General features: G+C 55.4%; 15 protein-coding genes and 2 pseudogenes. 9 read left to right on the plus strand and 8 right to left on the minus strand.

Annotated features, from left to right (window positions below):
• Positions 1 to 18: 18 nt before the first annotated feature.
• Positions 19 to 621, minus strand: coding sequence for a Slam-dependent surface lipoprotein (locus H3L92_RS02705; protein WP_085365800.1), 603 nt, complete (start codon positions 619 to 621; stop codon positions 19 to 21).
• A 309-nt stretch (positions 622 to 930) separates the two neighbouring features.
• Here H3L92_RS02705 and metZ point away from each other — a divergent pair, with 309 nt between their 5' ends.
• The 7 genes from metZ (at position 931) to H3L92_RS02740 (ending at position 7,524) form a co-directional block, all read left to right on the plus strand.
• Complete coding sequence (metZ, locus tag H3L92_RS02710) at positions 931 to 2,100, plus strand: O-succinylhomoserine sulfhydrylase (protein WP_085365813.1); 1,170 nt, start codon at positions 931 to 933, stop codon at positions 2,098 to 2,100.
• A gap of 54 nt (positions 2,101 to 2,154) precedes the next feature.
• Positions 2,155 to 2,361, plus strand: a complete 207-nt coding sequence (locus H3L92_RS02715) for a DUF2788 domain-containing protein (RefSeq protein ID WP_085365801.1) — start codon at positions 2,155 to 2,157, stop codon at positions 2,359 to 2,361.
• A gap of 232 nt (positions 2,362 to 2,593) precedes the next feature.
• Positions 2,594 to 3,460, plus strand: a complete 867-nt coding sequence (gene folP / locus H3L92_RS02720; RefSeq protein WP_085365802.1) for a dihydropteroate synthase — start codon at positions 2,594 to 2,596, stop codon at positions 3,458 to 3,460.
• A gap of 716 nt (positions 3,461 to 4,176) precedes the next feature.
• The gene (locus H3L92_RS02725; RefSeq protein WP_085365803.1) at positions 4,177 to 4,383 is read left to right on the plus strand and encodes a dioxygenase; all 207 of its coding nucleotides are present in this window, start codon (positions 4,177 to 4,179) and stop codon (positions 4,381 to 4,383) included.
• Positions 4,384 to 4,767: a VanZ family protein gene (locus tag H3L92_RS02730; protein ID WP_085365804.1), complete on the plus strand. Its 384-nt coding sequence runs from the start codon at positions 4,384 to 4,386 to the stop codon at positions 4,765 to 4,767. It abuts the gene before it with no gap.
• 70 nt (positions 4,768 to 4,837) lie between these two features.
• Positions 4,838 to 6,091, plus strand: a complete 1,254-nt coding sequence (locus tag H3L92_RS02735; protein ID WP_085365805.1) for an aminopeptidase P N-terminal domain-containing protein — start codon at positions 4,838 to 4,840, stop codon at positions 6,089 to 6,091.
• 287 nt (positions 6,092 to 6,378) lie between these two features.
• Positions 6,379 to 7,524 carry an iron-containing alcohol dehydrogenase gene (locus tag H3L92_RS02740; RefSeq protein ID WP_085365806.1) on the plus strand — a complete coding sequence of 382 codons (1,146 nt, stop codon included), beginning with the start codon at positions 6,379 to 6,381 and terminating at the stop codon, positions 7,522 to 7,524.
• Positions 7,525 to 8,327: 803 nt separating this feature from the next.
• On the opposite strand, the pseudogene H3L92_RS02745 reads toward H3L92_RS02740, so the two are convergent.
• Together H3L92_RS02745 and H3L92_RS02750 are read right to left on the minus strand one after the other, a co-directional pair.
• Positions 8,328 to 8,996: pseudogene (locus H3L92_RS02745) on the minus strand (IS1595 family transposase).
• A 72-nt stretch (positions 8,997 to 9,068) separates the two neighbouring features.
• A pseudogene (locus H3L92_RS02750) lies at positions 9,069 to 9,191 on the minus strand (IS1595 family transposase); the annotation flags it as partial.
• Positions 9,192 to 9,907: 716 nt separating this feature from the next.
• Here H3L92_RS02750 and H3L92_RS02755 point away from each other — a divergent pair.
• Positions 9,908 to 10,675, plus strand: a complete 768-nt coding sequence (locus H3L92_RS02755) for a TatD family hydrolase (protein ID WP_085365814.1) — start codon at positions 9,908 to 9,910, stop codon at positions 10,673 to 10,675.
• A gap of 167 nt (positions 10,676 to 10,842) precedes the next feature.
• Here the strand turns inward: H3L92_RS02755 and hemE are convergent, their stop codons facing one another.
• From hemE to cysG, 5 genes are all read right to left on the minus strand, one after another.
• Positions 10,843 to 11,904, minus strand: a complete 1,062-nt coding sequence (gene hemE / locus H3L92_RS02760) for a uroporphyrinogen decarboxylase (protein ID WP_085365807.1) — start codon at positions 11,902 to 11,904, stop codon at positions 10,843 to 10,845.
• Positions 11,905 to 12,000: 96 nt separating this feature from the next.
• Positions 12,001 to 13,227, minus strand: a complete 1,227-nt coding sequence (locus tag H3L92_RS02765; protein WP_085365808.1) for a heme biosynthesis HemY N-terminal domain-containing protein — start codon at positions 13,225 to 13,227, stop codon at positions 12,001 to 12,003.
• Positions 13,224 to 14,501 (minus strand): uroporphyrinogen-III C-methyltransferase, encoded by a 1,278-nt coding sequence (locus H3L92_RS02770; RefSeq protein ID WP_174222547.1) that lies wholly within the window; start codon positions 14,499 to 14,501, stop codon positions 13,224 to 13,226. Before H3L92_RS02770 ends, H3L92_RS02765 begins: the two co-directional genes overlap by 4 nt.
• A 281-nt stretch (positions 14,502 to 14,782) precedes the next feature.
• The gene (locus tag H3L92_RS02775) at positions 14,783 to 15,496 is read right to left on the minus strand and encodes a uroporphyrinogen-III synthase (RefSeq protein ID WP_085366898.1); all 714 of its coding nucleotides are present in this window, start codon (positions 15,494 to 15,496) and stop codon (positions 14,783 to 14,785) included.
• 141 nt (positions 15,497 to 15,637) lie between these two features.
• Positions 15,638 to 17,041 carry a siroheme synthase CysG gene (cysG, locus tag H3L92_RS02780; RefSeq protein WP_115336285.1) on the minus strand — a complete coding sequence of 468 codons (1,404 nt, stop codon included), beginning with the start codon at positions 17,039 to 17,041 and terminating at the stop codon, positions 15,638 to 15,640.
• Between the two features lie 360 nt (positions 17,042 to 17,401).
• Between cysG and H3L92_RS02785 the strand changes: the two genes are divergently transcribed.
• Complete coding sequence (locus tag H3L92_RS02785; RefSeq protein ID WP_085366900.1) at positions 17,402 to 18,049, plus strand: fumarylacetoacetate hydrolase family protein; 648 nt, start codon at positions 17,402 to 17,404, stop codon at positions 18,047 to 18,049.
• Positions 18,050 to 18,153: the final 104 nt, after the last annotated feature.

An 18,153-nucleotide genomic window follows, 5' to 3' on the forward strand; every position in this document is an offset into this window, starting at 1 on the left:
TTGGGTTGGTTTTATTTATCAATAACGTTTTCCGCCGAATGCGGTGTCCAAGCTTGAATTGTTGTCGAATTTAACTACGCCTGCAGTTTCGGCAGCGTTTGCTCCAAACAAACCACCTTCGTAACGTCCGCTGCTATTGCCTAAAACGCTTGCGTTTCCTGAATATTGGGCACCGCTTAAGCGGCCTTCATGAAGGGTGATGTCGCGGCGCAGACCCGGCATGGTGATTTCGCCGCTGACTGTTTTGTTGCCGAAGTCAACCGTAACACGGCTGGTGCCGTCGGTGATGATATCTCCGGTAAGGCTGTCGTTGCGCACGGCATTGCCGTAGTAGGTGGCTTTTCCTGAGTTGGGAATATCTTTTTCGGGGGTTAAAGTACCTTGATAACGTAACTCTTGAACTTGGTTACTGTTGTTAACCCACGCGCCGTAAAAAGATGAATCTTGATTCCAACCCACTAACTTGCCGTCTTCAGTTTGTCCGCCCACTAAGCCGTTATCACTCAGATTCAAATTAATACGGGTGCCGTCAGGTGTTTCGGCAACGCCGGAACCGCCGCCGCCGCTTCCGCAGGCTGCAAGCAAGAGAGAAGAAATACCGATAATAAAAAGTTTTTTCATATTCGAAGTCCTTTGTTGATGAAATATTCATATACTGTTGCTGTGTAAAAATTATTTCATTTTTTTTTTTTTTTTTTCAATGTGTTATATTTTTATTTTTATGTTTGTAAAATATATGCATGATTTTGTTATGAAAAATAATCAAATGGGTTGTTGTAAATTTTGTTTTTTCCCCACCGGAAATTTATATTCTTTCAGACGGCCTTAAGGTTGAAACCCGCGTTAAATAGGCGCAAAATGTTTGCCGTTTCCCGCCCGGCGGTGCACACGTTCCGGGGCGGTTTTATTTCAAGCAGAGAAAGTATACCGATGAGCGATAAACTACACCCCGAAACGCTGGCGATACGCGGCGCGAAAAGCCAAACCGAATATAACGAACACAACCAGGCCCTGTTTTTAACCAGCAGCTTCAAGTTCGACAGCGCAGCGCACGGTGCGGCGCTGTTTGCCAAAGAAGTGGAAGGCTACACCTATTCGCGCACCGCCAACCCCACCGTGTCGGCGTTCCAGCAGCGTGTGGCCGTTTTGGAAGCGGGCGAGAGCGGCATTGCCACCGCCACGGGCATGGCGGCGATTCAGGCGGCGTTTTTCACCTTTATGAAAGCGGGCGACCATCTGATTGCCAGCCGCAGCCTGTTCGGCACCACGGCGGGCTTTATCAGCGGCATCGTGTCGAAATTCGGCATCGAAGTTACGCTGGTGTCGCAAACCGATGTGGCGCAATGGCGTGCAGCGGTGAAACCGAACACCAAAATGCTGTTTCTTGAAACGCCGTCCAACCCCCTGAACGAAGTGGCCGATCTCGAAGCTTTGGCCGCCATTGCCCATGAAGCGGGCGCGCTTTTGGTGGTGGACAACAGTTTCTGCACGCCCGCCATCCAGCAGCCTTTGCGCTTCGGCGCCGATTTGTCGGTACAGTCGGCCACCAAAGGCATAGACGGCCAGGGCAGGGTGCTCGGCGGCATCATCGCGGGCCGGAACGAGCTGGTTAAAGAAATCGCCCTGTATGTGAATTCGGCGGGCGTATCGCTGTCGCCGTTTAACGCATGGGTGTTGCTCAGCGGCGTGGAAACCCTGTTTGTGCGTATGGAAAAACAGGCGGCCAACGCGGCGCAGGTGGCGGCGTGGCTGCGCACCCGGCCGCAGGTGAAGGCGGTGCATTATGCGGGTTTCGACGACCACCCGCAGGCGCAATTGGCGCGCAAACAGCAAAGCAGCGGCGGCATCGTGGTGGCCTTTGAAGTGGAAGGCGGCCAAGAAGCGGCCTGGAAAGTAATCGATTCGGCCAAAGTGTTCTCGAAAACCGCCAACTTGGGCGACGTGCGTTCCACCATCACCCATCCGTGGACAACCACCCACGGCAGAATGGCGCCCGAAACGAAACTCGAATCCGGCATACAGCCCGGCCTGCTGCGCTTGTCGGTGGGGTTGGAAAACGTGCAGGATTTGATTGCCGATTTGAAACAGGCGCTGGCATAAGTTTTCAGACGGCCTGTTTATAAAGGCCGTCTGAAAAAACAAAAAGGTAAAAATATGGATGAAGCAGTATTTGCCGATTGGGCGCTGAAAATCTGCCTGACCGGTTTGGTGGTGTTTCTCGGTTTCATCGTTTGGAACTTGGGTAAAGAATCGAAAGCCGGCAAATTCGGCATGTTTATTCTGTTTTTGGTTTTGGGGCTGGGCGTGTTCGGCTTTATTTTCAAAAACGTATTGATCGAATTTTTCGTATTATCGAAATAAAACAGACGGGTTAGGGAGTGTAGTCAGAAAGCGTTGCGGCGGTATTTTTGGTTAAAATCCGCACCTGCGGCGTTAAAAATGCTCGCAAGATGTCCAATCTTGCTGTGCTTTTTGCCTTGCACCTGCGGATTTTTCCTCAAAAAACCGCTTCACAAGCCTTCTGACTACACTCCCTAGGCCGTCTGAAAACATTTCGTGCGGCAAGCCGCCGCTTTCACCGAGACAACAACCGATGAACACACACTGGCAGAGCGGCCGCTTCAACATTGATTTGTCGCAGCCGAAAATCATGGGCATCGTCAACCTGACGCCCGATTCGTTTTCCGACGGCGGCGCCTATTCGCAAAACGCCCGCACCGCATTAAACCACGCGGAGCGGCTGTTGCAGGAAGGTGCCGACATTCTCGACATCGGCGGCGAATCCACCCGCCCCGGGGCGGATTATGTGCCGCCCGAAACCGAATGGGCGCGCGTGGCGCCGGTGCTCAAAGAGCTGGCTTCGTGGAATGTGCCTGTGAGTTTGGACACCCGCCGCACGACAGTGATGCAGCGGGCGCTGGAGCAGGGCGGGGTGGACATCATCAACGATGTATCCGCCCTGAGCGACGACGGCGCAGTAGAATTGCTGGCGCAGCAGCCTGCCACAGGTATCTGCCTGATGCACATGCGGGGCCTGCCCGCTACCATGCAAAACAATCCGCAATATCAAGATGTTGTGGCTGAAGTTGCCCGCTATCTCAACGGGCGCGCAGCAGTTTGCACCGCAGCAGGCATCGCGCGCAGGCGCATCACCCTCGACCCGGGTTTCGGTTTCGGCAAAAACCTGCAACACAACACCGCGCTGATGCGGCATTTGCGCAGCCTGATGCAGCAAACCGGCCTGCCGCTGCTGATCGGCGTGTCGCGCAAGCGCATGATAGGCGAGCTGACGGGCGAAGCCGACGCTGCGGCACGCATACACGGCAGCGTGGCGGCGGCATTGGCAGCGGTGGCGCGCGGTGCGCAGATTCTGCGTGTGCACGATGTAAAAGCCACCGCCGATGCGGTAAAAGTCTGGCAGGCATTGGGCGTGTTTGAAGACGGCGGGCAGGCCGTCTGAAAAAACGGATGGCATCCAACCGAAAACAAACCGAACATTGCAGGCAGAAAATTCGGGTTTTGTGTTGCCTTTGCAACATCAAACGAACAGAATCCGAAAAAATATTTGACTGCCTTACTGTAAATCAGCATAATACGCACATCAGGTTGCAATGCGCAGCTTGATGTTTTCTCCTCTATTTCTCCTTTGTAGACTTGGCGCATACCTTAACCGGATATGCGCATTTTTTTGTCTGTAAGATTCGCTTGCGAAACCAAACCGGCCGGAAGCGGTTTCGAAAAGGTTCGTATCGGGCGGTAATATGATGCGGTTTCTAACAGATAGCGGTTTGGCTGGGGTTTTGGCCGTTGTGGCGGCGAGGTCGCATAGTGAAAATAAAATGCCCGGATTGCAAAATAAAATAAGCGGAATAATTGACTCGGGTGCAGCGTTTCGGCATAATTCGCCCCGTTGACTGATTTCAGTAGTCAGTTGATAGTTTCTCCTCTATTTCTCCTTTGTAGACTTGGCACACATTCTTGCGAATGTGTGCATTTTTTTACCCGTTGATTGGCGGTTCGGTTTTGTTCGTTTGTGTTCTATTGTGAAACTGAAGCGGGTGTGTTCGGGTATTTCAAACGGCTAAGGCGGGTTTTGCAAAGGCTTCGGTTTGCGCTGGCGGATGCCGGCCGAAGCGTTATAATCATATTTTATTTAACTTGGTTAAGTTGGTTGTTATGCAAGCAGTTTTAGATTTAATCCGCACCGAACCCGCCGCCGTGGTGGCCGAAACGCTGGATTTTCTGCTTTACGAATGCAGTTTGGACGAAGCGCCTTCGCGCGGCGATGTGGCCTTGTGGCGCGATATTCTGCAAGCACGCGGCGGCAAATTCGAGCGCTTGGCGCAAACCTGCCGAACCTGGCTGGAAGAGGAGGCGCTTTAGATGCGGATGCCCAATAACCGTTTCGTGCTGTTTGCCGTATTGTGGTTTATGGCCGCGGTGTATTCGCTGCTGTTCAGAGAGTCCGACGGCGGCGCGCCGCCATTTGCCCATTTCGACAAAGTGGCGCACTTTGCGCTGTTTTTCGCCCAGTTTTGGTTGTTGGCCAAAGCCTTTATGCAAGACCGCCTCGCCGTGCCTTACCGGCTATTGTTTGTGTCGGCCGTGCTGGTTGCAGCAGGTAGTGAAATGGCGCAGGCGTTGTTTACCCGAACGCGCGAAGGCAGCATTGCCGACGGTTTGGCCGATGTGTTCGGCGCGGCTGTGGCATTGTGGTTGGCGTACAAGGTTTCCGCAGCCAAACGGGCGGTTAAAAAAACCGCTTAACATCAATAAGGCCGTCTGAAAAAACAGGCCGCAATATTAACCGATGTTTTATTTTGACAGAGAGCCAAACATGACCCCGTTTGTCGAACGCCGTCGCCGTTTGCTTGGGCAAATCGGCAGCGGCAGCGTGGCGGTGTTGTTTGCCGCCCCCGAGCAGCGCCGCAGCAACGATACGTTTTTCCCCTACCGCCAAAACAGCTATTTCCATTACCTCACCGGCTTTCCCGAGCCGGAATCGGTGCTGGTGCTCGACGGTTCGGCGCAAGCCGCCGTGTTGTTCTGCCGTGATAAAGACGATGTGAGCGAAATATGGGAAGGCTTCCGCTACGGGGCGGACGCCGCGCGCGAAGCATTCGGCATGGATGCGGCGTACAGCATCGCAAGCTGGCGGGAACAGATGCCTAAAATCCTGCAAAATGCGCAACGGCTGTTGGTGCTGCCGGAAGAGGGCGGCGCAGCGGGGCAGGCATTGGTTAGGCATTGGCAGAAAATAAAAAACGGTGCGGCGGTTGAAAATCTGGCAGCGTGTTTGGACGGAATGCGCCTGATTAAAGACAGGCACGAAACCGACCTGCTGAAAACGGCGGGTGAAATCAGCGCGGCCGCACATATCCGCGCGATGCAGAAAACCCGGCCCGACATCAGCGAGCTGCATATAGAGGCCGAATTGCTGCACGAATTCATGCGCCGCGGTGCGCGGTTTCCCGCCTATCCCAGCATTGTGGCGGGCGGTAAAAACGCCTGCTGCCTGCACTATACCGCCAACAATGACACACTGCGAAACGGTGATTTGCTGCTGGTTGACGCGGGTGCCGAATATCAGGGCTATGCGGGCGATATTACCCGCACCTTTCCCGTAAACGGCAGATTCGGCGGCGCGCAGAAAGACCTTTACGAAGTGGTGCTGGCGGCCAACGAAGCCGCCATCGCCGCGGTGAAGCCGGGAGCCGCTTGGGCCGGTATCCAACAAACCGCCCTTAATATTCTCGCGCGCGGCATGGTCGATTTCAAACTGCTGGCGGGCACGGTGGAGGGCAATATCGAGTCGGGCGCATTCAAACGCTACTATATGCACGGCTTGGGGCATTGGGTGGGCTTGGATGTGCACGATACCGGCGGCCGGCCGGCAGTGTTGCAAGCAGGTATGTGCACCACCGTGGAGCCGGGCATTTATATCGCCGCCGCCGCCGATATCCCCGCCTGCTTCCACAATATCGGCATCCGCGTCGAAGATAATGTGCTGGTTACGGAAAGCGGCTGCGAAAACTACACCGCCGCCGCGCCGAAAAGCGTGGCTGCCATCGAAGAAACCATGCGCGGATAAGGCGCGGTTCCGGTTTGCCTGAGGCCGTCTGAAAAGATTCAGCAACGCACAACGATGCGGTTGGAATTTTTTCAGACGGCCTTTTTGACGGGTAAAGTAATTAAAGTGAAAATATGTTTTAAATATTTAACATATGCAAAATAACGCTAAAAAACAAGCGCAGGTGGTTTTGCGGCTTGCAGCCGCCGGCACCTTGTGGCAATTTTGACAGCGTCGGTGTACAGGCAGTTTAAGAAAAATAAAACATCGGCGGATTCATTTCTGCAAACTACATAAGGAGCACTACCATGGCAACACAATTCTTCATGCCCGTTCAAAACATTATCGGCGCCGGTGCGCTGGCTCAGGCGATGGACGCGATTGCCGCGCTCGGCCTGAAAAAAGCCTTGATCGTAACCGACGGCGGTTTGAGCAAAATGGGCGTGGCCGACCAAATCGGCGGCTTGCTGAAAGAAAAAGGCATCGATTATGCCGTATTCGACCAAGTGCAACCCAACCCCACCGTAAACAATGTTAATGCCGGTTTGGCGAAACTGAAAGAAAGCAGCGCCGACTGCGTGATTTCTCTGGGCGGCGGTTCTTCTCACGATGCAGCCAAAGCCATCGCCATCGTGGCGGCCAACGGCGGCAAAATCGAAGACTACGAAGGTTTGGATAAATCCAAAAAACCGCAAATCCCGCTAGTGGCCATCAACACCACCGCCGGCACGGCTTCGGAAATGACACGTTTCACCATCATCACCGACGAAACCCGCCATGTGAAAATGGCCATCGTCGATAAACACGTTACCCCGCTGTTGTCGGTAAACGAACCCGCCCTGATGGAAGGTATGCCCGCCCCCCTCACCGCCGCCACCGGTATGGACGCGCTTACCCACGCCGTGGAAGCCTATGTTTCCACCGCCGCTTCGCCGATTACCGATGCCGTGGCCGTTAAAGCCATCGAGTTGATTGCCCGTTACCTGCCCACCGCCGTGAGCGACCCGAAAAACAAAGAGGCGCGCGAGCAAATGGCGTATGCGCAGTTTATGGCGGGCATGGCATTCAACAACGCCTCGCTCGGCTATGTACACGCCATGGCGCACCAATTGGGCGGTTTCTACGATCTGCCGCACGGTGTCTGCAACGCCTTGCTGCTGCCCCACGTAGAACGCTTCAACCAACAGGCCGCCAAAGCGCGCTTGGATGAAATCGGTGCGATTTTGGGCAAAAACAACCCCGATTTGGCCGGGCTGGATGTTATCGACGCCATCACCAAACTGGCGCGCATCGTCGGCATCCCGAAATCGCTGAAAGAATTGGGTGTGAAAGAAGAAGATTTCGACGTATTGGCCGAAAACTCGCTGAAAGACGTTTGCGGTTTCACCAACCCGATTCAAGCCAACAAAGAGCAGATTATCGGCATCTTCCGCGCCGCTTTCGACCCGGCTTGATTAACCGGACCGATTGTTTAAGCTTCTAGACAATACAGGCCGTCTGAAACGTTTCAGACGGCCTGTTATATAGGAAAATTAAGATTTTATAGTGGATTAAAATAAGAATGCCGAAGTAGGGTAAAACGATTCTTTAGCATATCGCCCAATTGCAAGTTTGAATGCAGTTATTTCATTTCGGAGTTTTTATTTGAATTCACTATATATTTTATGCTATAGTTAAACCACTTAATTTTAGTAACAGTTCCGCCATAATCGGGATTACCCCGAGTATCTTGGGGTTTCAGCAGATTTTGGAATACTTGAATTTAAGCCTAATTATGCTAAATGTATTTTTTAAGTTGGTTAACTGCGTATATCTTACATAAAGAAAAATTTTATGGTAAATCATCGTGCCTTATGGATTTTAGCAGCGATAATAGTTTACATTCCTGCCTTGTTCATTGTTTGTTTATATATTCCCTATATCAGTTTACAGCAAACAGGTGGGATACGAGCTGAAGATAATTTAATCCCAATGATGCTACTACTTTGTGCAGGATTGGCTGCGATATCATCTTTATGTCTATTTATAGCAATTCGTCATGTTCGTGATAGAAAACGGTATGCCAGATTTTCCTGTTTTTTGATTGTAGCTTCCCCAATTATTGTTCCTCTCTTGATTTTATTTTGGCTGTTTGTGTAGCAAAAGGCTATATTGCGTAAAGCAGCCATAGCACACAGGTTACTTACTAGAGTGTATATTGTTTTTAAATTTAGATTTGAAAAATCAATCTTTTACTAAGAGGCTTAGGAGGCAAGATTTATTTTAAAGGGTCTTCCCGAAACATTTTCAATAGTACTTTATACAGATCATTATGTCGGTGGTTGAAGCGAAACCCGGTTTCTTTTAAATGCAGGTAAAAGGTATGCTTCGGCACCCCCGTTAAATTGTACCAAGCGATGCTTGGAATAGCTTCAAAAGGATTCAATACCGTTGATATGTTGCGTATCTTGAACAAACTCATTGCCGCCGTGATGCACTCTGAAATGTTTCGCAAAACCCATGCCGACCAATCTATGATAGCCCCGCCAGCCATCGGTATTGAATCACACTCTTGATCGTGATATGGCCTCTGATAACCCTTTTGCAGCGTTGCTTTGGAAGCATCGGGAACGATTTCGGTATAAACCTTGGCCTGTACTTGAAGTTGCGCTGGCGTTTGGCTGACGAATACGAACGGCTACGCCCGACATCGTAGAATTAGACGAATCCTATTTTGGTTCAAAGAGCATCCGAGATAAACGCAGACGCGGAGCGGGCGGTAAAACCATCGTTTCGGCATCCTCAAACGAGGAGACGTTGATGCTTCTGATACTGATTCCTGTCAGTTTGACGGTATCGGAAGCGGTTAAATCCAAGGCGAAAAGCTGCAGGATCTGACGGAATTTGGTTCGGTAATTTTACTGAACTTTTGATACTTGTTTTTAATTTCATTTCAGAAGGTTGTCATTATATTTAGTGATTTTGCTTCCTAAGCCCCCAGATTATTGACACTTCAGGTACTGATGCCGGTGAGTCTGGCGGTATCGGAAGCGGTCAAATCAAGTGCGAAAAGGCGCAGGATCTGACGGAATTTTGATTCGGTAATTTTACTGAACTTTTGGTACTTATTTTTAATAGGCATATCAGAAGCTTATCATCATTTTGCTGATTTTGTTTCCTGAGCACCATATCAAAAAAACGGCCTTGGTCTTGGGTATGCTGACTTTGGTGGCAGTGGGCGTGTGATTTGGCCTACCGTATTGGCAGGCTAACGATGCTGATAACTACCTGACGTTTTAAGGTAAAGTCATATCTGTCAGCTTTCGCTAACGTTCGAGGGCTGCTATCGAGTGGTGGAAATGTGCGTGTATTAGGGTGACATTTGAAAGCTGACCCAGTATTGACAGTAGGCAGCCGCGACCTACAAACCACAACACTGTGCTTTGCCAAAAGTTGAGCCTGATCAAGGTATCACCGCCACCCAAAGCGGGTCGCAGGTGGAGGCAAGTACACAGGCCGGCTGCCGCCGTGTAAGCGAATACGGCCGCAAAACCCACATGATCAACGCGGTAACGAATCGCTGACCAAGCTGGTGAGAGCGAGCCGTGCTCGTTTTATCAGGCAGATCTCGACGCTGCATGGGAGTTCGACTTGTGGGATGGGGACGCTGTCTGAACGAGGCCACCGCCCGTCTACACACCGGCTTGGTATCGTTGTATAAAGTCTCAAGCGAAGTAGGGGAATTCGGCTACAATCCATGATTTTGGTAGCTGCAGTAAACGTTACAGGCCGTCTGAAAGATTTTGCCGCTTTCAGACGGCCTGATATGATTGCCGCAGTTATTTGAAAGTTGTTGCCATGCAGTTAACCGACACCCATTGCCACCTTGCCGATCCCGCCTTGCTCGGCAGCTTGCCGCAGGTTTTGGCCGCCGCGCGCGCGGCCGGTGTGTACCGCTTTATCGTGCCCGCTACGCAGCGCGGGGATTTTGCCGATGTGGCGGCTTTGTCGGCCCCGCCGTCGGTTTATATCGCGTTCGGTATCCATCCGTGGTTTGCCGACGCGGCAACAGAAGCCGATTTTGCCTGCCTTGAACAGCAGTTGGCGCAACACCCGCAGGCGTTGGCGGGTGAAATCGGTTTGGATTACGGCGGGGCGCAAACGCAGGAAGAGCGGCTGTGGCAGGTTGAGGTGTTCGAGAGGCAGCTTGTTTTGGCGCAACGGCTGCGCCGTCCGGTGATTGTTCATAATCTGAAAGCCACGGCTGCCGTGGTGCAGTCGGTGAAACGCTGCCGTTTCACGCAGGGCGGTATCGCCCATGCGTTTTCCGGCAGTTTGGAAGAGGCGCGGGCACTCACGGGCTGCGGGTTCAAAATCGGCATAGGCTCGCTGCTGCTCAATCCGGCTGCGCGCAAAGCCCGCCGGGCGGTGGCGGAACTGCCGCTGGAAGACATCGTGTTGGAAACGGACAGCCCGTTTATGTTGAAAAACGCGGTCAACACACCGGCCAACGTGCGTGAAATCGCGGCCGTTACCGCGCAGCTGCGGGGCATCGCGCCGGAAGAAGTGGCGGTGCAAACCGAACGGAATGTTCATGCTTTGCTGGAAAAAGTCGGCGGGTTTTGACGGGGTTGGATAGCTAACCAACTTAAGAAAAATCACATACGTCATACTCGGGCTTGATCCGAGTATCTCATTCTGCCGAAAGTTTTTGGAAAACAAAAAGATACTCGGGTCAAGCCCGAGTATGACGCAGGTGTTTTGTTTTGCAGGTGGTTAAGTTTTCTTACGGTTTAGCCGTGATAGGGGCGCGATAATTCGTGCACGGCGTCCACCAGTATCTTGGCGTGTTCGGGGTTGGCGTGTTGGTTGATGCCGTGGCCGAGGTTGAACACATGGCCGCTGCCGCTGCCGTAGGCGGCCAGAATGCGCGCGGCTTCGGCGCGGATGCCCTCGGGCGTGCCGAAGAGGGCGAAGGGGTCGAAATTGCCTTGCAGGGCAACTTGGCTGCCCACGCGCCTGCGGGCTTCGCCGATGTTGCACGTCCAATCGAGGCCCAGTGCGTCGGCGCCGATGGCGGCCATTTTTTCCAGCCACAGGCCGCCGCCTTTGGTGAACACAATCAGCGGCACGCGGCGGCCTTCGCTTTCGCGCTTGAGGCCGTCTGAAATCTGCTTCATATAGCGCAGGCTGAATGCTTCAAAGGCCGCGTCGCTCAATACGCCGCCCCAAGTGTCGAAAATCTGCACGGCTTGCGCGCCGGCGTCGATTTGGGCGTTCAGGTAGGCGGTAACGGCCTGCGCGTTGGTGTCTAAGATTTTGTGCAGCAGCTCGGGGCGCGAATACATCATGGTTTTGACGGTGCGGAATTCTTTGCCGCCGCCGCCTTCCACCATATAGCAGGCCAGCGTGAACGGGCTGCCGGAAAAGCCGATTAGGGGCACGCGGCCGTTTAGGGCGCGGCGGATGGAAGCGACGGCGTCAAACACATATTGCAGCTTGGCCATGTCGGGCACGGCAAGTTTGGCGATGTCGGCTTCGTGTTGCAGCGGCCGCTCGAATTTCGGGCCTTCGCCTTCGGCAAAATACAGGCCCAAGCCCATGGCGTCGGGCACGGTGAGGATGTCGGAAAACAGAATCGCGGCGTCCAAATCGAAACGTTCGAGCGGCTGTATGGTTACTTCGGTGGCCAGATCGGTGTTTTTGCACAAGTCGAGAAAGCTGCCGGCGCGCGCGCGGGTGGCTTTGTATTCGGGCAGGTAGCGGCCGGCCTGGCGCATCATCCACACGGGGGTGTATTCGACGGGTTGTTTGAGCAGCGCGCGCAGGAAGGTGTCGTTTTTCAAAGTGGTCATATTTATCTTTCGGTTGTTCGGGATAAGGCCGTCTGAAAAGGTTTCAGACGGCCTGTTTGCTTGTTGAAAGGTTTGGGGCTTCAAACGGTGCCGGGTTTATTTGTGTGCGGGCAGAAGTGCGGTTTCGCCTTCTTCGTGCACCACGCTTTCCAGCGCCAGTTTGCGCTGCGTTTCGGCTTTTTCAGGCTCTTCGGTGGCGTCGAACACTTTGGCCAGCGCCAAGCGGGCGGGCACTTCGGGTTTTAGGGCGATGCTGGCTTCGAGGTAGCCCTGCGCTTTGCCCCACAACTGTTTGTCGTAGGCAAGCCGGCCGAGATACATCAGCAGGCGGGCATTGTCGGGGTGGGCTTGCAGCCAGCCGTCGGCGGTGTCGATGGCGCGGCGCTGTTCTTTGTCGCCCAAAAAGCGCACGCTTTCAACCAGCGGTTCCAAAAGCTCGGTTTGCTGCGTTTTCGGGTAATACTCGTTCACCCATTTCACGGCTTGGGCATACATGCCCAAACGTTGGTATTTTTCGGCAACCGGCACGCACAAATCGCCTGCTTTGAGGCTTTCGGGAATACGCTTCAGGCAGGCTTTCAAACCACCCGCATCGGAGGCCAGCGCCAGCAGGCGGCGGTAGGCCCAGCCTTGGTATTGTTCGGCTTCGTAATCGCTGATTGCGCCGGCTTTAACCAGTTTGTCGGCCTTGTCGAGCACATCGAGCGCATTGCCCTTATCAAACGCATAGCGCAATTGCAGGCGCACCAGACGGGTGAGGCTGGGGTTGATTTGCGCGGCGGCGGCAAGGTGGTTTTCGGCGGCGGGGTAGTCGCGGCGGCCGAGTGCGGATTCGGCCAGCAGCAGATGGCGCGAAAGCTGCTGTTTGGCGGGCAGCGATTCGATGTCTTTCAGATAACGGTCGCGCAGGGCGGTGTCGTCCATCTGGTCGGCGGCGTGCGCGCCCAGCATCAGCGCCAGCGTGCGGTTGTCGCCCGCTTCTTTGTTGGCCAGCACTTTGGCGGCTTCTTGTTCGGCTTTTTGGAATTTGCCTTCGAAATACGCCAAACCGGCGTTGTTGAGCGCGTGGGCGGCCTGACGGCCTTTGCGCGCGGTACCGAAACGCTGCATACGGCCCGGCACGTTGAGAATGGCGGCAATCAGGCGCACCAGCAGATACAGCACCACCACCAGCGCAATCAGGCCGAGAATAAAGGCGTGCAGGTTAATGCGCAGCAGGGTTTGCTCCACCACCACATACACGTTGCCGTTATAAGAGCCGGCGGCAACCGCCAAGCCCACGGCCACGGCGAACAATACGATAATCCAAATCAGCCCTCTCATGCGCGTTCCCCTTTCACTTCAGCCTGATTGGCGGCGGGTTTGCGCTCGCCCGGCACGGTGGTCGGTTTCACGGGTTTGGATGCTTCTTCGGGTTTGGGGGTAATGGTGGAGGGCGAGGCAGGGGCAACGGGAGCAGGGGCGGATGCCTGTGCCGGTGCGGCGGGGGCGGAAGCCGCTGCGGCGGCAGGGGCGGATGCGGCTTCAGGCAGCACGGCGGGGCGGCTGGGGCGCACGGTTTCCTGATAGTTGCGCACGGCGTTCAGGCTGCTTTTCAGCGCATCGTCGGCCACGGCACGCAAATCGAGCGCTTTCAAATCGCCCACTTCGCGTAGCCAGGATTGGGTGGCGGGCGAAGAAGCGTCGAAATACTGTTTTACGGCGGCTTCGGCGCTGTTCAAATCGTTGAGATACACCTCGCCGTTGTGTTGCAGCAGGGCGGTGCGCGCGTCGAGCAGGCGCAGGCGCAGGTTTTCGCGCACGAAATAGGCTTGGTCGGGCGCCATCAGCATGGCGTCGTTATTGTTCAGGCGGCGCACTTCCACCATGCCTTTCAGGGCGGCGAGCGATTTCTGCCAGGCGTTTTCCCACCACGAAAGGTTGGCGGCGGGTGCGGCGGCCTGCAGTGCGGCTTGGCCGGGTTTTAGGGTGCCGTCAACGGTGAGCGGCAGGCCGGCTACGGCGGCTTCCAAACGGTCGAGGCGCAGCGAGGTGGCCGAAACGTCGAGATAGGGGCGGTTTTTCAACGCGGTTAAATCGTTGGCTACGGCTTGTTTGATGGGCAGCAGCTCGGGGTGGTCGAAACGGCTTAGGCGGCTTTCGATGTTTTCGAGCACGGTAACGGCGGCGGGCACGTTGCCGGTGAGCAGCAGCTGCTGCGAAGCCAGGTTGAGCATGGTTTCGGTTTCATCGACCAGCCAGTCGGCACGGCCTTTGAGCAGCTCTTGGTAGGCGCGGTTGGCGGCGGCGATTTTATCGGTGTTTTGCTTTTGGTTGCTGATAATCTGGTCTAACACCGCCTGGCTTTCGTTTTGCCTGCGCAGGGCGTCTTGCAGCATGGAGGCGTTGCCCGATTCGCCCAGCGCGGCTTTGTCGATTTTTTGGTTGAAGTCGAGTTCTTGGGCTTTCAGAAGGTTTTGGCCCTGCACGAACAGAAAGCCGCCGGCGCCCAAAGCCAATACCGACAGAGCCAGCGCCACAACGGCAACGGCCCGGCCCGATGATTGCTTGATTACCACGGGGGTAACGAGGGGCTGGGGGTTTTTCGATTCAGACATAAGAAGGTTTCCTGCGGGTTCGGGGTTGTTGGGTGCGGCGGCGGCGAAGCCTTTGGTGTTGTCGGAATATTTCGGAGCTTTGGTTTTTTTGAGGCTGCCGCTTTCGGTAGGCTCGCCGTTTGCGGGGTTTTCAGACGGCCTGACGGTGCCGTCTGAAGAAACCACCAGCAGTTGTTTCGACTGCTCCGGTGTGCTTTCGGGCGGGTGGTTTTCGGGGGTGTTTCCGTTGGGTTCGTTCATTCGCTGCTCCGTGAGGCGCATGGTTTAAAGCCTGTCGGCAATTAAATGGCAACAGACACGAGTGAATGCGGGTTTAACCGCTCGACCAGCTCGATTCGTTGTGCTCCGGCGCTGCGGAGGGCATCGGCGATACGCGGGTGATGGGTGAAGTATAACAAGGTTCTTAAAACTTGGGTGATTCTATCCGGCGCCCGGGCGAACAGTTCGCGCACCATTTCGGCGGAAGTGATGTAGGCGGCTTGGGGCTTTTCGGCTTCGAAAACCTGCCAATCCAAAGGCTTGGGCCGTCTGAAATACACTTCGGCTATGTTAACGGCAAAACCGCGCCGGCGCAGTTCGTTTGCCAGCAGATTCCGCCCGCCGTGGCCGCGGATAATCAACACCTGCGCCCCTGCGGGCAGGCCCGCCCAAACCGGCAGCGCCAGCACGGCTTCGCTGTCGTTGCCGGTTTTGGGGCTGATAACGGGGTGGGGGCAGAATTTTGCCAGGGCGTTGCGGCTGGCCTGCCCGACGGTAATCTGCACGATGCGGCCGTTTGAAAAGTCGATATGCGGGGCGGCGGTGCCGACTGCGCCGGGGCTGACCCAAAACACGGCTTGTGCGGTTTGGAATTGCGCGTTGAGGCGGCTCAGGGCGTGGTTGTCCGGCTCGAGGCTTATCGGGCTGAACGGCAGCGCGCGCCAGCCTGCGGCTTCGCAAGCGGCGATGTCGGCGGCGGCTTGTGCTTCGGGGCGCACAATCAAAATGGTCGGCATGGTTTTTCAGACGGCCTAAACGGATTTTTGCAAAGGTTTCAGATGATATATCAAATGATATAAATGATATATCGGTTGAGGCCGTCTGAAAAACAGATATTTTTCGGACGGCCTCAACCGATAGATGAAAACCGGCGGTGTTCAGGCGGCTTGCTCGGGTTGGGTGGGAAGCTCGCGGTCGCCATACCAGCGCAGGCTGCCGCGCAGGGATACGACTTCGCCGATAACCATCAGGGCGGGGCGTTCGGCTTGCGCGGCCATGGCGGGCAAATCTTTCAGACGGCCTGTCTGCACGCTTTGGTTGGGCAGGGTGCCGTTGGAAACCACGGCCACGGGGGTGTCGGCGCTGCGGCCGTGTTCGATGAGTTTGGCGGTGATGTCGGCGGCTTTGAGCGTGCCCATATACACCACCAGCGTTTGGTTGCTGAGCGCGAGCGTGCGCCAATCGGGTTCTTCGCCGTTGCGGCGGCAATGGCCGGTGATAAACAGCGCGCTTTGGGCCGAGTCGCGGTGGGTGAGCGGAATGCCTGCATAGGCGGTGGCGCCCAGCGCGGCGGTTACGCCCGGCACGATGCGGTAGGGGATACCGGCTTCGGCCAGCACTTGCGCTTCTTCGCCGCCGCGCCCGAACACGAAGGGGTCGCCGCCTTTGAGGCGCACCACGCGCTTGCCTTCGTTGGCGTATTCCACCAGCAGGCGGTTGGTGGCTTCCTGTTGCACATGGTGTGCGCCCGCGCGTTTGCCGACGCTGATTTTATCGGCGTCTTTGCGCACCATCGCCATGATTTCGTCGGAAACCAGCGCGTCATACAGCACCACGTCGGCGGCCTGTATGGCCTGCAAGGCGTGCAGGGTTAACAGGCCGGCGTCGCCGGGGCCTGCGCCCACCAGCACCACTTCGCCGCGGTTGGGCTGCCAATGGTTGAGCTGCGCCTGCAATTCGGCTTCGGCGGCGGCTTGGTCGCCTTGGGCGGCAAAGGTGCTGAAACGGCCTGCAAACAGGTTTTCCCAAAAGCGGCGGCGTTCGGCCGTGCTGCCGATGGCCTGTTTCACGCGCGTGCGCCATGCGCCTGCGATGGCGGCCATTTTGCCGGTGTGCAGCGGCACCAGTGTTTCGATGGCCTGCCGCCACTGCCGCGCCAGCACGGGCGAAGTGCCGCCGCTGGACACGGCGATTTTAATCGGGCTGCGGTCAATCACGGCGGGCACGATAAACGAACACAAATCGAGGTTGTCGACGGTGTTGCAAAACTTGCCGCGCGCTTCGGCGGCTTGGAAAACCTGCCGGTTGAGTTCGTGGTCGTCGGTGGCGGCCACCGCTAGGAAAACGTCGTCTAAAAAGGCCGTCTGAAAAGTTTTGCCCAACCAGATAATGCGCTGCTGCCGCTGCCATTCTTCAAAACGCGGGCTGAGTTTTTCTGCCGCCACCCGCACCTGCGCGCCCGCCGCCAGCAGGCTTTCGGCCTTGCGTTCGGCGATGTGCCCCGCGCCCACCAGCAAAACGGCGCGGCGGTTTAAATCGGCAAAAATCGGATAGTGGCTCATGGTTGTGCTTTCTGTTTTATCGTGCGCGCATCATAAGGCCGTCTGAAAAGAAACCAAAGGAACGGTTTTTGCTTTGTTTATGGTGTTTCGTTATATGTGCCGGATTGGTGCGGGAAGGCGCGGCTAAGCCTATAATCGCGCTAGGGGGTGTAGTCAGAATTACTTGTGAAGCGGTTTTTTGAGGAAAAATCCGCAGATGCAAGGCAAAAAGCGCAGCAAGATTGGACATCTTGCGAGCATTTTAGCTTCGCAAGTCCGCTACGCTACCTAACGCAGCAGATGCGGATTTTGACCAAAAATACCGCCGCAACGTTTTCTGACTACACTCCCTGGGCCGTCTGAAACCACAAGGAAACCGCCATGACGCAGATTTATTTGGAAAACCAAGCCGTGCGTGTGAACAACATCTACTGCATCGGCCGCAATTATGTTGACCATATCGCCGAACTGAAAAACGAAACCCCGGCCGAGCCGGTGGTGTTTATGAAACCGAACAACAGCATTCTGCGCAGCGGCGGCACCGTCAGGCTGCCCGCATACAGCGCTTCGGTGCATTACGAATGCGAACTGGTGTTGCTGATCGGAAAAGATTCAGACGGCCCCGACGGCGGCTTGGACAACATCGTGGCAGGCTACGGTGTCGGCCTGGATTTAACCGCCCGCGACATCCAGAACCGTTTGAAAGAAAAAGGGCTGCCGTGGACGAAAGCCAAAGGCTTCCGGGGCGCGGCGTGCGTGTCGGATTTTGCGGCGGCCGGCCGGCTGGCCAACCCGCAAGACTGCACATTCACGCTGGACATCAACGGCGTGCGCCGCCAGCAGGGGCAAACCGCATTGATGATTTACCCGATTGCCGCGGTTTTGCAGGAGCTGGCCGCCACCTACGGCCTGAAGGCCGGCGATCTGGTGTTTACCGGCACGCCCGCAGGCGTGGGCGAACTGCATTCCGGCGACAAGGCAAAGCTGGATTTGGGCGGGCTGGTGCAGGCCGAATTTACTGTGGCTTGAGCAGCCGCTTCCGTTTCCCGCTATAGTGAATCCACTTACTTCGTTACGGCGTTGCTGCGCCTTAGCTCAAAGAGAACGATTTTGTAAGCCGCTAAAGCGGCAAC

The sequence above is a fragment of the Neisseria dentiae genome (assembly GCF_014055005.1).
GTDB classification, from domain to species: Bacteria; Pseudomonadota; Gammaproteobacteria; order Burkholderiales; family Neisseriaceae; genus Neisseria; species Neisseria dentiae.